The sequence below is a fragment of the Neisseria musculi genome, from assembly GCF_014297595.2.
In the GTDB taxonomy this organism is placed as follows: Bacteria; Pseudomonadota; Gammaproteobacteria; order Burkholderiales; family Neisseriaceae; genus Neisseria; species Neisseria musculi.
Map to the genome: position 1 here is coordinate 111,969 of NZ_CP060414.2, position 13,487 is coordinate 125,455.

The 13,487-nt window shown below is 47.1% G+C and carries 14 protein-coding genes, 1 tRNA gene and 3 pseudogenes; 7 read left to right on the plus strand and 11 right to left on the minus strand.

Annotation, left to right across the window (positions count from 1 at the left end):
* Positions 1–585: 585 nt before the first annotated feature.
* Positions 586–1,310: pseudogene (gene istB / locus H7A79_RS00470) on the minus strand (IS21-like element helper ATPase IstB).
* Between the two features lie 207 nt (positions 1,311–1,517).
* Between istB and istA the strand changes: the two are divergent.
* Both istA and H7A79_RS00480 read left to right on the plus strand, forming a co-directional pair.
* Positions 1,518–2,393: an IS21 family transposase gene (gene istA, locus H7A79_RS00475; RefSeq protein ID WP_187000734.1), complete on the plus strand. Its 876-nt coding sequence runs from the start codon at positions 1,518–1,520 to the stop codon at positions 2,391–2,393.
* A gap of 463 nt (positions 2,394–2,856) precedes the next feature.
* Positions 2,857–3,570 carry an ATP-binding protein gene (locus tag H7A79_RS00480; RefSeq protein WP_246408107.1) on the plus strand — a complete coding sequence of 238 codons (714 nt, stop codon included), beginning with the start codon at positions 2,857–2,859 and terminating at the stop codon, positions 3,568–3,570.
* 659 nt (positions 3,571–4,229) lie between these two features.
* Here H7A79_RS00480 and H7A79_RS00485 read toward each other — a convergent pair.
* The 6 genes and pseudogenes from H7A79_RS00485 to H7A79_RS00500 all read right to left on the minus strand — a co-directional run bounded on the left by H7A79_RS00485 (position 4,230) and on the right by H7A79_RS00500 (position 6,580).
* Complete coding sequence (locus tag H7A79_RS00485) at positions 4,230–4,325, minus strand: helix-turn-helix domain-containing protein (protein ID WP_245231734.1); 96 nt, start codon at positions 4,323–4,325, stop codon at positions 4,230–4,232.
* 187 nt (positions 4,326–4,512) lie between these two features.
* Positions 4,513–5,099 (minus strand): annotated as a pseudogene (locus H7A79_RS00490) (IS1595 family transposase).
* Between the two features lies 1 nt (position 5,100).
* The gene (locus tag H7A79_RS00495) at positions 5,101–5,466 is read right to left on the minus strand and encodes a Mu transposase C-terminal domain-containing protein (protein ID WP_187000735.1); all 366 of its coding nucleotides are present in this window, start codon (positions 5,464–5,466) and stop codon (positions 5,101–5,103) included.
* Between the two features lie 16 nt (positions 5,467–5,482).
* On the minus strand, positions 5,483–5,710 hold the full coding sequence (locus tag H7A79_RS15280; protein ID WP_492011885.1) for a hypothetical protein: 228 nt from the start codon (positions 5,708–5,710) through the stop codon (positions 5,483–5,485).
* A gap of 29 nt (positions 5,711–5,739) precedes the next feature.
* Positions 5,740–5,856 carry a hypothetical protein gene (locus H7A79_RS15285; protein ID WP_492011886.1) on the minus strand — a complete coding sequence of 39 codons (117 nt, stop codon included), beginning with the start codon at positions 5,854–5,856 and terminating at the stop codon, positions 5,740–5,742.
* Between the two features lie 478 nt (positions 5,857–6,334).
* Entirely contained in the window at positions 6,335–6,580 is a 246-nt protein-coding gene (locus H7A79_RS00500; RefSeq protein ID WP_187000736.1) for a hypothetical protein, read from the minus strand.
* Positions 6,581–6,723: 143 nt separating this feature from the next.
* On the opposite strand from H7A79_RS00500, the gene H7A79_RS00505 reads away from it, so the two are divergent.
* The 3 genes from H7A79_RS00505 (at position 6,724) to H7A79_RS00515 (ending at position 7,950) form a co-directional block, all read left to right on the plus strand.
* A complete protein-coding gene (locus tag H7A79_RS00505) occupies positions 6,724–7,059 on the plus strand; it encodes a hypothetical protein (protein ID WP_353663626.1) in 336 nt (111 codons plus the stop codon).
* A 428-nt stretch (positions 7,060–7,487) separates the two neighbouring features.
* A complete protein-coding gene (locus H7A79_RS00510) occupies positions 7,488–7,814 on the plus strand; it encodes a site-specific integrase (RefSeq protein WP_187001757.1) in 327 nt (108 codons plus the stop codon).
* Positions 7,753–7,950 carry a site-specific integrase gene (locus H7A79_RS00515; RefSeq protein ID WP_167743168.1) on the plus strand — a complete coding sequence of 66 codons (198 nt, stop codon included), beginning with the start codon at positions 7,753–7,755 and terminating at the stop codon, positions 7,948–7,950. Before H7A79_RS00510 ends, H7A79_RS00515 begins: the two co-directional genes overlap by 62 nt.
* 257 nt (positions 7,951–8,207) lie before the next feature.
* Here the strand turns inward: H7A79_RS00515 and H7A79_RS00520 are convergent.
* The 4 genes and pseudogenes from H7A79_RS00520 to H7A79_RS00535 form a co-directional block, all read right to left on the minus strand.
* A tRNA-Asn gene (locus H7A79_RS00520) sits at positions 8,208–8,283 on the minus strand.
* 371 nt (positions 8,284–8,654) lie between these two features.
* A pseudogene (locus H7A79_RS00525) lies at positions 8,655–9,344 on the minus strand (IS1595 family transposase).
* 948 nt (positions 9,345–10,292) lie between these two features.
* Positions 10,293–11,078: a basic amino acid ABC transporter substrate-binding protein gene (locus H7A79_RS00530; protein ID WP_187000737.1), complete on the minus strand. Its 786-nt coding sequence runs from the start codon at positions 11,076–11,078 to the stop codon at positions 10,293–10,295.
* 119 nt (positions 11,079–11,197) lie between these two features.
* Positions 11,198–11,449, minus strand: a complete 252-nt coding sequence (locus H7A79_RS00535) for an NGO1151 family protein (protein ID WP_187000738.1) — start codon at positions 11,447–11,449, stop codon at positions 11,198–11,200.
* Positions 11,450–11,702: 253 nt separating this feature from the next.
* Here H7A79_RS00535 and H7A79_RS00540 point away from each other — a divergent pair, with 253 nt between their 5' ends.
* Positions 11,703–12,518 carry a hypothetical protein gene (locus H7A79_RS00540; protein WP_187000739.1) on the plus strand — a complete coding sequence of 272 codons (816 nt, stop codon included), beginning with the start codon at positions 11,703–11,705 and terminating at the stop codon, positions 12,516–12,518.
* A 291-nt stretch (positions 12,519–12,809) separates the two neighbouring features.
* Positions 12,810–13,274: a DUF3465 domain-containing protein gene (locus H7A79_RS00545; RefSeq protein ID WP_353663627.1), complete on the plus strand. Its 465-nt coding sequence runs from the start codon at positions 12,810–12,812 to the stop codon at positions 13,272–13,274.
* Positions 13,275–13,487: the final 213 nt, after the last annotated feature.

The window sequence follows — 13,487 nt, forward strand, 5'->3', positions numbered from 1 at the left end:
CAATGTTGCCCGTTTGCTGTGAAATTCAGAATAAAATGAAACAAAGTAGAAATAGGTGAAACAAAATGCAGAGTTTTGCCTATTCTGATACTGTCAAAGATAAAAACAACCAATCATTCGCTTTCAGGAAATTGGTATCCGGTAAATCTTTCCTGCTTTGGTGGTATTGTGCTGTAAAAAGTACCGATCCAAGAAAAAATCATCTTCAAGTCGTGTTTCGGGAAATCCTGCAAACAACATCCAAGGGGTTGGAACTCTACAACTTTATCAAAGAACATTTACCCCCTCCCCTACTATCCACTTACTGTATTTTTTCATACCGCTTACGGGTATTAGATCGAACTTAAACGCATACTAGCGACTTGCCCCTACAACCATTCCGCCCCCGATCAGGAAAGAATGCTCAATTTGCTGTTGCCTCCCATTCCCAACGAGTGGTAACGGCAGGTTGGGAAGTATTAGCTCCATCCCGCAAGATTTCCAAGAAAGACGCTGTCTTTTTATCGCATTTGAAATATGATGAGGCAACACAGCTTGCAGTCCAGAAATTGAGCAATCAAAAAGTGCACCACTTTCAAACCGATATCAGCAACGGTTTTTAAATCTGAAAGACTCGTTACCCGTTTCAATCAGTTCGCAACGGTGTAACAATCTGTCTATCAAAGCCTGCGTCATGGTTTCATCCCCAAACACACTACCCCATTTCGCAAACACCAAATTGGTTGTCAGCACCAAACTGACTTTCTCATGTAAATGACTCAGTAGGTTAAACAGCAATGCCCCACCTTTTTGGCTAAATGGCAAATAGCCCGGTTCGTCCAATATCAGAAGATCATACCGGCTCAGTTGTCCTACCATTTTGTCTTCCGAACTATCCCGGTCTTTCTCTAAATGGTTAACCAAATCCAATACATTGAAGTACCTCACCCTAAATCCTTCCGAAGCTGCGTGAATACCCATGGCCGTAGCCAAATGGCTTTTACCGGTTCCCGGCCCCCCGATAAAATAATGTTGCGTTTGTGGCGTATATAATCGTTCTCCATCAGTAGGCGGATATGGCTCTCGTCTGCCACGGATTGCTCAAACAGAAAGTCTGCCAAGGTTTGATGTTGTGCAAATTTCGCTGCCTTTATCCTGTATTCGATACTGCGGATACGCCTTTGAGTCGGCTCCGTCCGTATCAACCGTTCTAAAATATCCGCCGTACTGCGTTTTCGACGGATACCGTCAGTAACGATTTCATCCCAATGCTCTGCCATCGCACTGAGTTTTAACTGCTCCAGTGCGGCTATGTATTCAGCTCTTTGCATCGTGTGCCTCCTCCTTAAACCGTACCGTGTTCCTGTTGCCCATGGCGTTTCAATACGCTGTTGTAGCGGTTCAGGTCGGTTTGAACCGGTATGCTCAGCGGAATATCTTCGGTATTGTTACCGGCAGTGCAAAAATGACCACCTGACGGCAGTCAGAAATTGACCACCCTGACTTAAACTCGCAGCTTTAAAACAAAGGCTGCTTTCATGTTGAATCAGGAGACGGTTGCAGCCATCAAAGCGCTCAAGCAGCAAGGCAAATCCATTCAAGGCATGACCAAAGAATTGGGATTGTCTAGAAACACCGTTAAAAAGTATCTGCCTCACAAAGACTGCGCACCGCAATATCAAAGAGTCGGATCAAAACCCGGCAAGCCCGACCCCTTTAAAGACTATATCCGCTCCCGCATCGAAGCCGCTGCTCCCGGCCGGATTCCCGCTGCCGTGCCGTATCGGGAAATCCTCGAAACGGGCTTTCAGGGCAAAGTCGGAATCGTCAGTGATTATGCCGCCATCCTCAAACCCAAACCCGATAACGAACCTGCGCTACGCTTTGAAATCAAACCCGGCCGGCAGATGCAGGCGGATTTCACCATTATCCGCAGAGGCGGCAACCCTCCGAAGGCCTTTGCCGCCACATTGGGTTACTCCCGAGCAAGCTGTGTCCGCTTCTATGACAACGGGCGTACCGAAGCACGGACAGACGGTTTGTGCAACAGTTTTGAACTCTTCTGCGGCATGGCGCACAAAGTGCTGTTTGATAATGCCAAAACCGTCATGATTCAACGTGATGCCTGTGCAGAAGACGGGCGCCGTCTGAATCCGGTGTTGCCGGCAGCAGCCGACGGCTACGGTTTCCTTTCCAAAATCTGCCGCCATATAGGGCTGGGACTAAAAAGCAGAGTAGAGCTTTTCAAGCGTTACCTGAAATCCGGTTTCATCATGCCTTTGCAGGCGACATTGCGTTCTTCAGGTTTGCTTTCGGATGTTCAGACGGCCGATGGCTGTATCGGCAAACGGCTTTCTCAAACAGCCGATGCACGAGTACACGGGACAACAGGGAAAATTCCAACATCCGTTTAATCCGAGAGCAGGAATTTTTACTGTCCCAGCCCACCACAACAGGCCTGAAAGTATGCTTGCTTAAGCAGCCCGAAACCGGCATGACGTAAAAGTATACCGACACGGGGACGGTATCGAATGCCGGCTGCCGTCTGAAAGCACGATGCCGAATCTTTCAGGTTCGGTACGGCGGTTATCCCGGCCGCCCTGTCTGTGCCCGGGCTTCAAACACTGTGAGATACGGCCTTTGGCTGCCCGCAGCATTCGGCTGAAAAAAAGCCCGTATGCCGACTTTATCGAACAGCTGCCGGATGCAGGGTTCAAAGCCAAAAACAGCAGAACGCAGGCAGCTTTGCTGAAACCGGCAGGACAACCCTCCGTCAAAACGATGACGGAATATGGCTTTAACTTTGCAACGGGTGCGCCCTAAGCCCGATTGACGGAGTTGTCTGACTTAAGTTTTATCGAAAAGCACGAAAATGCGGTGCTGACGGGCCCCGGCCGGGCAGGTGAAACCGATTTGGCTGTTTCTTTGGCTTATCCGGCAGTAATGGCGGGTATCAAAATCCGTTTCGTAACGGCAGCCGATTTGATGCTGCAACCGGCGGCGCATAATCGAGGAAAGCGGAAATCTTATCTGCAAGGTTCGGTTATGGGTCCGAGGCTGCCGGTGATTGATGAAACCGGCTGTTTGCCGTTTGAAAGAGAAGCCAACCTGTTCTTCAATGTTGCGGCCAAACGGTATGGGCGGGGCAGCATGATTCTGAGGGCCGATTTGCCGTTCGGCCGGCGGGCCGGGGCTTTTGCCAACGATACGGCTTTGACTGCCGCCATGTCGGACAGATTACTCCGTCATTGTCATGTTGTTCGGATAAGTGGAGAGATTTACCGTTTGAAGGACAAAAAGAAGATAGGCATTGCGCCTGTGATAAAGGAGATTTACCCCCCCCGTGGGATGGTTACAATCAAACTGCCGGTTCCGGTTTTAAAGTGGTCGGTTTTGACGGCCGTGGACAGTATCGCCGGTTCGTTTAAACGATTGATGATGTTCTGTACCGCCGCCGTGGGCATACCGTACGCCAATGCCGATTCGGCTGCCGTCACGCCGGCTTCCCGTATTCGGCAATCAGTGCCGATAGTTCCGCCATGGCCCCGTCTGCGGATTTCTGTTTCATCAGGCGTTTTTGCAGCTCTTTGACGGCAGGAGGCAATATCCGTTGTTCGAACGGTTCCCCGTTTCTCAATGCGCCGGGTTTGCGTTTGAGCCGCGGCAAGTCATGCTGGGGCTGATAAGCAGTCTGTCCTTTACCGTGTAAGCTGAAGTGCAGGCACTTCCTGTCCGCCCGCTATCTGTATCCTGTCCAAGTAAACATGAAGGCGGCCTGCCGTCTGACTAAATGACAAGGGGTGCGCTAACGGCTGCCTTCAAAGTTCACCGGGCACTGACTGTTCACGGCAAGGCTTGAAACGCGCGGGAAAATGAAGCTGTGCACCGGGGCATCCCCAATGCGGAGCGGCGGTTGCACAACTTGCGGTGCGGGCATCAAGGCGGAAATATCGGCAGCCGGGAAAGGGCGGGCCTTCAAACACAGCGGAACCGTTCGGGCCGTCTGAAAGCCGGGCACAAGGCCGGCGGCAATCTTTCAGACGGCCTTATTCTTGCGGGAAAACTTCTGCAACCGTCTGCTGTTTGAAATGGGGATGTTTGCGTTTGGCCGAGTCACTGTTGCACCTTTCGGGCAGATAGCGGTTAAACCCTTCCATAGCAAAGAAAGCCAACATCTGCGGGATAGTGTTGTTTACTACGTTGGTATTTGGCCGGGGCAGGGTTTCGGTGCAGATGTATTGATTAACGGTTCAGCGGTTGATGTCGGACTGTTTGGCGATTTGTCGGACGGATACGCCCTGATGAAACAGACGGCGTGCTTTGGTAATGGTTTCCATGTTAATCATTGCCGGGAAACTCCATAAAAGTGGAGAGTTTATCAATCATCGGGGGTACTTTTAGATGCCTATTGACATGCTCGGCATTCCGCAGCTTCCAAAAACAGTCGTATGCGGATAGATTTGATCGGCGGTTGGGATGGAGACATACCGTTTTGAATCAGGATTGTAAAAATAAGGGGCTTAGGAAGCAAAATTAGCCCAAGGGTCGATTTCTCAGTATTTTAAGCAAGACTAATACAGATCATCATGCCTGTGATTGAAGCGAAATTAGGTTTCCTTTAAGTGTAAATAAAAAGTCTGTTTCGGTACACCGTTAAATTTAACCAAGCGGTTTTTGGCATAACCCCAAAACAATTCGATGCCGTTAATGTGTTGCGCACCCCGGGCGAACTCGTCTACACCATGATGTACCCTGAAGTGCTTTTCACAGCCCATATCAACCAAGCCGTGATAGCCGCTTCGGTATAGACTTTGTCGTCCCGTTTTAAGATGCCGAAAATAATGGTTTTGCCTCCCTCTCCCCCGCCCGCCCTCGGATGCGTTTGGAGCCGAAGTAGGATTCGTCCAGTTCGACCACACCGGCAGAGGGAGTTTGCCGTTCACATTCAGCAGCCATACGGCAACGCAGTTTGAGAAACAGATATTGGCACTTTGGGTACTGATGCCGGTGAGTCTGGCGGTATCGGAAGCGGTCAAATCAAGTGTGAAAAGGCGCAGGATTTGACGGAATTTTGATTCGGTAATTTTACTGAACTTTTGGTATTTGTTTTTAATAGGTATATCAGAAGCTTAACATCATTTTTGCTGATTTTGCTTCGTAAGCCCCTAAATAAATTACCGATACATCCCGAGGATCACGCCTAAAGATAAGCTTCCATGACTTGCCGTGCTCGGTCAAACCGATATAAGGGGAAAGCGTAAAATCGAAGTAATACAGGCCGTCCCATCTCACCCTTGTGTTTTGTATGGTTCGCTCCGCGTAAGGCATGAAATCCAGCATTAAAGTTTGTGAGTCTGCCGGAATAGCGGGTAGGCCTCGTCCGATATTTGCCGCCATACCGAAAATACCTTCTTTCCACTTTGTTTCCGGTGACATTTGTAAGGCGGAGTGAATTTTTTTGTGATAGACATTAATGATTTGCTGCAACAGCTAAGTTTCAAATTCACCGAAAGTCAGGCTGGCATTTTTTCGGAGTCGTAATTGTCTTTGTATTTGACATTGGAGAAGGTGGTACCGGCAATGGATGAGCTTCCTGCATGAATGTACCGATAAGCCGCTTAATGTGTCTGCCGTAATGCGTAGTTCTGACGGGACGAAATTCCAAGTTGATACCATATTCAGCACAGGCCTTTTTGAATGTATCCGAATGGAAGCCGGAACCGTTATCCACATGGATTTTGTTAGGCAGCCCTCATGCTTCTATTTGCCGCTGTTTGCCTCCAGCCAAGCTTCTTTCTGTAATATCGCATGGGAAACATACAAAACTACCGAAATTTCGGGAGGTGCATCGAGCGAGAGGTAGTAGCCACAAATCATGCAGCTGTAAATATCAATGGCTAATGTCAGCCACGGTCTGCCGATAGGTTAGCGGGTTACATCTTCCCTGTTGCCGCGTTTATGCAAAACTTCCTTCTCTGAAAGGTCGTTTATCCTTTTGCGAATAGAGTTATTGGTCGGAGCTTCAATTCCGTTTTGTAAGCAAATGATACAGACTTGCTTTATTATTTATTTTTGAAATAAGCGTTGCTTTGAAAGATGGTATTTGTTGATGGCTTCTCGAATGATATTATCCACTTGAAGATTAAGCATCAAAGAGCCTTTCCTCCAGCCTCGCTGTTTGGGAATCAAAACACTTAAAGTGTTACAGGCGGAAAATGCTTTACACTATCTATATAACGAGACATACCCGATACCTTTCTCTTTTGCATAGGCTTCAATTGAAGCTCTTCCCTGCACTTTCCCATTTATCAGGGGTTCTAATAATTCACGGCGGCGCATAGCTTTAGCCTAAAGCTCATCTGGCTAAATCTGAACAGTAAGGCGTAGTCTCAGGAGCGAGTACAGTCAAATCGGTAATGAGTAAAATTTGCTCATGCCTACCTTCTTCATCTTCACCTAAAATTTGGGTAAAGTCGATTTGTTTGGTGATACGGTATTTCTTCCCGCTGGGCATATGAAGAACATATTTGTTGACCGCTAAATCTAACGATCTTGATCTTTCAAGGCTTATAATTTTTGGATCAGATTGATTATTTTTCATTTTCAGCAGCCCATATAAAGGAATCAGACGTAATCAGCTGATTGATGTCTGTAATCAAAATACCGCTTGCCAACATTTTATAAATCAGCCTGTATCGTTCGTTTTCTTCAGCATGAGAAAATAAGGCCAAGCAATCTGAAATTTTGTTTATTTTTTGGCAAGAAATTGCTGAACAGTTTCAACATGATGTGAGTCAAAAGCTGTGTGCCTTAAATAAACAAACAATTGAATATTATGAAAAACTTGTCCACAAATACGGTTTTCATCGTAAATATGAAAAAGGAAATTATGATTTTGCGCCCAACGATAGGCAGCTTTCTATTTTGTCAGCCATTTGCGCTAATGCTGTCGACATCACGCTTCCGGCTTCGCCTCAACTAACATTCCTTCATAGTTACTATTTCGAAATAAGACTAAAAAATCAGGAGTATATTTGTACTTTCTGCATGATAAAATCACATTTTAATGAGGATTCATAAGGAATCGATTCATTTCCTCGAAAAGAATAGTGGCCCAATACGCTACGATGGGTGGGCTGATTTTCCGCATTTGTTGAAATATTTCGTAATCCTTTCAGTTTCCTATCTCAACCATAGTTGAAATACAGGACTGTTTGAATAATTTGTGATTCAATTTACCGTTTTTCACTTATTGCTGGTATTTTTGTTTCATCTATTTCTGAGTTAAGGAGAAAGAATTAGGGTTCTTGGGTTGGAATGTTTCAATTTATTCTGAATCTCACACCAGCCCATCAGCTATGGCAAGCAATACTTGGAGTGTGAACCCGACCGGCTGCGGGAGGAGGTAGTCGGTCGGTGAATTAAAGAGTAAGGAGACAAAAAAACATCAAAAACGTATCGGCTGTTTGCTCTGCCCACCTCAATTCCGAGGAGTTTTGCTGCATGATATGAACCACGACTTCGTTGGATGCGTCAATTATTCCGACAGAACTAAAAACCGCTATCTTGCATTGATTCGTTCCATCTTGAACATAGCTGCGCATGAGTGGCAATGGTTGGGAAACGTACCGAAAATCACGTTATACAGGAAAGCCAGACGGCACGTCCACAGGCTGATGCAGAACGAAGCACAGAAACTCATCGCAGCTTTACTCGGATACCTAGCCGATATGGCGATTTTCAAGTTTGGCTGCAGGATTCAGGAAACGAAATGTGCTGGATTTGAAGTGGGAGCAAATAAACCTGCAACAAAAGACAGCTTGGATTTATCCTGACAAAACCAAAGCGGGGCGGATCATAGGTATTACGCTGAATCAGACGATGGTCGGTGTATTGGAAAAACAGATGGGTAAGCACCCATCATTTGTTTTACCTATCCGAACGGCAATCAAGTTGTGTTGGCTGAAGTAGGGATTAATGATTTTAGATAGAATAACTTGCATCACACATGGGCAAGTTGGCCGGTTCAATCCGGTGTTTCCTGACTGCTTTGCCGGAAATGTCTGTTAGGAAAGCATCAGTATGCCCATCTCGTGCGTGCCGAAACACTTGTACGAACATGCTGCATTATTGGATGGTGCCGGTCTTTTTCAGCAAAAATTTAGCACTCCACCCAATAGGTTGGGCGGAGAAAAAAACCTAAATGATTGCTTAGGCTTTTAAAAAATTGGCTCCCCGACCTGGGCTCGAACCAGGGACCTGCGGATTAACAGTCCGTCGCTCTACCGACTGAGCTATCGGGGAAAATAGGCTTAATTATATCGAGGATTTGGAAAATGTCAATATTTTTTACGTTATTTTTTCGCCTTAAATACCAGTAAATTGAATCGAGAGTCTAAGAATCAAAATTCATTTTAAAGGATTCCTCTCAGCATCTTCAACAGCACTTATACAAATCATAATGCCTTATGCTTGAAACAAAATCCAGCTTCTTTCAAATACAGGTAAAACTTATGTCGGTACACGTTAAATCACGACAAGCAATGCTCGGTATAGCCCCAAAAACAGGCTTAATGAACCTTTAGGTTTGCTTTCTTCTTTTTTATCTCTTAATCACAAAATAATTTAGAAGCTTAAAAAGAAAAAACACTCAATATAGTGATACATTTCTGAAATTAAATTAAAAAACAAGGCTCTAGACTAGCAGCTTTATATAAATTTACTTTAAAAAGCCCCCAAAGTTGGTGACTCAGTTCATCAGAGTTTCGGTTCCATCGCCATTCGCATTCCCTCAGGTGCAAATCAAAGTTTTTGGTTACGCCATTGAATTTGGCGGGCCTTCGTTTGGTAAAACTCCGGAAGCTTTCAATACCATTGATGTGCCCGGTACCATCTGCAAACTCATTTTGTCCGTGATTAACGCGCAAATGTTTAGAGTAGCCCGCATCGACCAGGCCGCTGTAACCGCGCCGGCTATCAGAATAAACAACACTCCCCAGAGAGACCTTTCCCAATATAACAGCTTGAAGTGTTTGCTTTTTACAATCAGGAACGATTTCGGTATAAACCCTGCCGTCTCTTTCGAAAATACCAAAGACGGTTGTTTAAGCGTTCCTCTGCCACGCTTTGACTTGCCATGGAAACCGCGCTACAAATAGCTTTCATCAACCTCCATGCTGCCGTATAACAGGTCTTTTTGCTCGCTTTGGCAGCGGTATATTTCGTGTCTGAAAATGCGATACCGGTGGTTGATGGTATTGCGGTTGAAGCCTGTCGGCAAAGCGGTTTTGAGGCTTCTATACCGACACAAAAATGCTTGATAATTTTTTGAGCTGATGGTCACTTAACTTGGTGTTATATTTCATTTTTCTAGGCTAACAGAGCTATTCTGCTAGTCTAGAGCCTATGATTTTCAAATTTTAAAGCGGCTTTAACACATGATATTTATGCAAAAGCTACTGTTTCCTTTTGTTGCCAATTCGTGCAAAAGCTAACAATTTACCGTGCAAAAGCTGTCGCTGCTTTATAATGAAACCGGCAGGGCTGTATCGGTATGTTGGGAAACATCCGTATCAAACCTGTCTGTCATCACAGGTAATGCTTTGTATTGTTATGCCTTTTCTTCTTATTTTTTGAACTGCTGTAAGATATAGTGCATTGGTTTCATATTCGACTTCATCGACCGATAAGGCCTGATTGCTGGTGCCGTCATACGGAACCATGATGCCGAAGCTTCTACCCAAATAGGCGGTATCGATGAGACTGACCGGCATTCGGGACGGCAAACTGGTTTTTTGCGGCCGCTTTTTTTGCAGATGGCGACTGATGGCTTTGCAGTGATCGGCAAGTTGTTGCGCTGTCTGTTTGCCGTTGGTGCAGGGCTGCTATAATTGGCCGGAATCAAGGCGTCTGCCGCTATCTAAAGCGCTTTAGACAAATTGTGTATTGATAACGCTGCTTGCTGTTTCCGGTACCGTTACGTTTGATGCTTTTTGGGGAAGCAAAAGGGCATTTTTGTGTTCAAAACTTTTGGATCCTTGAAAGCCTTTCAGGATAAGGGTTTCAAGGATTTTTAGCACCCATTTTCCCTCACGCCACAATTTCAATGCACCAGAGAATTCTCCGGCACCGTATTATCCACACTCCACCTTGCGGGATATGCTCTGTGTTAATCTGCTATCTCGCAATTTCTGCCGATAAAAGCCGTGTATTCTGCCATAAAAAAACTGCACTTCCCGGGTTGGTTTGTGTGTTCGGTTTGGGAGGTGCAGTTTAGGCATGGGCGTTTTTGTTGAAGCGGGCTGCGGATACTGTTATTGGGCGAAATATTTGCTTTGGATTTTATCGTATTCGCCGTTTTCTCGAACCTTGGCCAATGCATCGTTCAGCATATTCAGCGTAGCGGTGTCGCCTTTGCGTACGGCCATACCGTAGTTTTCGGTTTCGAAATCGGGTACGGCAACCATGCTGAAGCCTTTGTCGCCGTTATTTTTTATGTAGTTGCCCACAACTGCGCTGTCGGAAATCACCGCATCGAGCCCGCCGTTTTCCAGTTCTTTAATCACCAGCGGCAGGCTTTCGAAACGGGCGATTTTCGGGCTGTTGTTACCTAGGATTTTAGAAGCGGCAAAGTCGCCGGTTTGGCCGGTTACCACCCCCACTTTCTGTGCTTTTTTCAGATCTTCTACCGATTGGATGTTTTTGCCCTTCTGCACCAAAATCACTTGCTTGATTTCAAAGTAGGGGTTGGTGAAGTCCATCGTTTGTTTGCGTTCATCGGTAATGGTGATGGCGGAGACCAGGATATCGACATCGCCGTTGGTTAAGGCGGGGAAAATGCTGTCCCACGGTTGGTGTCTGTATTCCACTTTGAAATTGCCCGCTTGGGACATGGCGTTGAGCAGATCGATGTCGAACCCCGAGATTTGATTGCTGGCGTTCATAAATTCAAACGGAGCAAATTCGGCATTGGTGGCAACGTGGTACACTTTTGCGGCATCCGCGCCGGTTTGGGCGGAACCGCTGCTTTGGCCGCCGCAGGCGCTTAAAGCCAAAGCAGAGCAGGCGATGGCGGAGGCAATCCATTTTTTCATGTTCATGTGGGTATTCCTGATAAAGTTTTTAAAGTGGCTATTCTAACACAAGTTCGCAAAAATACGCATTTCCAACATATTTTAAATGTTGGTTTTTGTTGGTGAAATCATATGCTTGAATATTTCTAGCGTTCTTTTTCTCGGAAGAAGGCGTAGGTAACATCGTGAAATAAATCCGTGTGCGGGCTGTCTTCATAATTAAGCTCGTCCAAGGCATCTTCAAAGGCAAGCTGCACCGATTCGATCGCGTCTTGTGCAATATTGGCGGGCAGGGCGCGTACCATGCCTTTGAAAGCTGTGGCCAGCACATGGTTCTGCATACGCAAAACATCGCAGGTTTCTTCGAGATATTCCAAGCGCTGCTCTATGCTGTTCATGATTTTTCTTTCGGGAATCTGTTAGAATGCAACATTATAGCGCAAACTCGGATTTAACTTTGTATAGCAGCACCGGGCAGGAAGCAGGCATTTTTCGGCATTGTAAAGCAGGATAAATGATTGGGAAACCTATATTTTCGAATGTCGGAGAGGGTTGCAGCCGTCTGAAACGCACGGCAGCACTGTCATAACGGCAAAACGGGCGGGTTTGCAGTAAAACGGCAGAAAGGCGCAGGCAATAAGGATAAACAAGATGACTAACCCCAACACGCCGGAGTCGTCCGGCAACAATAACGGCCAAGAAGAATTCGATTGGGAAAAAGGTTTGGAAAAGTTGCGTGAGCAGCGGCATTCGGGCCGCAGTGCGGCGGTCAGGCCGCAGGTGCAACGCCCGGCTCCGATTCCCCAAGCTGCCGCACGGCAGGTTAAACCTGTGCAGGAAGAGGTGCAATTGAATGCCAAAGCAGCCGAACGGATGCTGCGCGAGTATTTACAGCAATGGCAGCAGGAACACAACGATCCGCTTGCTGATACGATTACCGCCGAAACCGATACCACCGTGCTGTTGCAGGAAGACTGGCTGGCCGCGCAAACCGCGTTGCAGTCAGCGCGGATAGACGACAGTCAATTAGAAGGCAAACGCACGGTTTGGCTGAACCCTAAGCGGCAGAGTATTTCATTTGCCGAGCCTGCCGCCGGGCATGAGCGCGAAACAGGGCAGGCAGAAGACGGCAACGTGTTTGCAGAAACCGAAGAAACCTTAGAGGCCGGGGAATGGCTGCCGGTTACGGTGAAAGTTATTAATCCACATGTTGATCCGCGCAAGCCGGTGATGTGTTTGTCGGAGCAGGAGTTGTTGGAACGCTTAACCCGCCGGCTGCGTCCGCACCTCACCGATGCAGTGGCGGGCATGGTGCGGGTGGCGGTGCAGAAGCAAACTGCAGCTCTCACGTATCAGCTTCAGCAGATTTTGAGCGAGCAGGCGCCCGCCTTGGTGGAAGAAATTCTCGATTACAATCTTAAAGCCGCTATGTCGGAAATCAAATACAGCCTGAAATATAAACGCTGATACCTGCCGTATCATGAAGGCAGGCCGTCTGAAACCGGGTTTCGGTAAGCGGCTCGGGCGAAAAATATGTTTTGCGTAAGCGGTTTTGCAGAGGCTTTGGGATTTCAGACGGCCTTAACGGTTCGAGGGCTTTTGAAAAGGTTTGCAGCGTATATTGGATATTGAGCCGTTTGAAAAATCCGGCAAGTTTTGTGCCGGCAGGTTTTCAGACGGCCTGTAAAGGATTGAGCAGATTCTGAAAGGTTTCTGCACATATTGGGCCGTCTGAAAAATTCAAATAAACAGCGTTGCATGAACAGAAAAATGAAGAAAAACCTGATTTGGGCGGCGGTGGCTGCTGCCGTATGGTTCGGTTATCAGCATTGGCAGAATCAGCCGCAGCAACCGACACCGCAGGGGGTGCAGACAGAGGGACGGCAGAGGGTCGGGCAAATCCTTCAGACGGCCTATGAACAAAAGCAGAGCAATATCCAAGTGGAGGGTAGCGGCGTGGTGGTGAAAACCCTGCCGGACGACAACAAAGGATCGCGCCACCAGCGTTTTATTCTCAAGCTGGCCGGCGGGCAAACGCTGCTGGTGGCACACAACATCGATTTGGCTCAGAAAATCAAAGGGCTGAAAAAAGGCGATACGGTGGATTTTTACGGCGAATACGAATGGTCGCAACAAGGCGGCGTGATTCATTGGACGCACCACGACCCGAAAGGCCGCCATGCCGATGGCTGGTTGAAGCATAACGGGATCATGTATCAATAAACCGAAGCCGCTGATTCATTTACTTAAAAAACAACACCTTAAAAACTTAAAAAACAACCTAACGAAGCAAACTGCACCCCACAACTCGGACTCACTGCCCGATTGATGGGGTGCAGTTTTTTTATGGCGGCATCCATCATGGCGGCACCCATCGGCGGGGGAAAATGGGGTAATACCGCCTGCAAACGCCCGCTCCGGCCGAGTGTGCCGACG

Bases quoted from the DNA above. Each gene is read 5' to 3' on its own strand.
- istA (WP_187000734.1), top strand. From the start codon at position 1,518: ATGTTGAATCAGGAGACGGTTGCAGCCATCAAAGCGCTCAAGCAGCAA.
- H7A79_RS00485 (WP_245231734.1), bottom strand. From the start codon at position 4,325: ATGATTAACATGGAAACCATTACCAAAGCACGCCGTCTGTTTCATCAG.
- H7A79_RS15285 (WP_492011886.1), bottom strand. From the start codon at position 5,856: ATGATTTGTGGCTACTACCTCTCGCTCGATGCACCTCCCGAAATTTCG.
- H7A79_RS00500 (WP_187000736.1), bottom strand. From the start codon at position 6,580: ATGAAAAATAATCAATCTGATCCAAAAATTATAAGCCTTGAAAGATCA.
- H7A79_RS00510 (WP_187001757.1), top strand. From the start codon at position 7,488: ATGAACCACGACTTCGTTGGATGCGTCAATTATTCCGACAGAACTAAA.
- H7A79_RS00530 (WP_187000737.1), bottom strand. From the start codon at position 11,078: ATGAACATGAAAAAATGGATTGCCTCCGCCATCGCCTGCTCTGCTTTG.
- H7A79_RS00535 (WP_187000738.1), bottom strand. From the start codon at position 11,449: ATGAACAGCATAGAGCAGCGCTTGGAATATCTCGAAGAAACCTGCGAT.
- H7A79_RS00540 (WP_187000739.1), top strand. From the start codon at position 11,703: ATGACTAACCCCAACACGCCGGAGTCGTCCGGCAACAATAACGGCCAA.
- H7A79_RS00545 (WP_353663627.1), top strand. From the start codon at position 12,810: ATGAACAGAAAAATGAAGAAAAACCTGATTTGGGCGGCGGTGGCTGCT.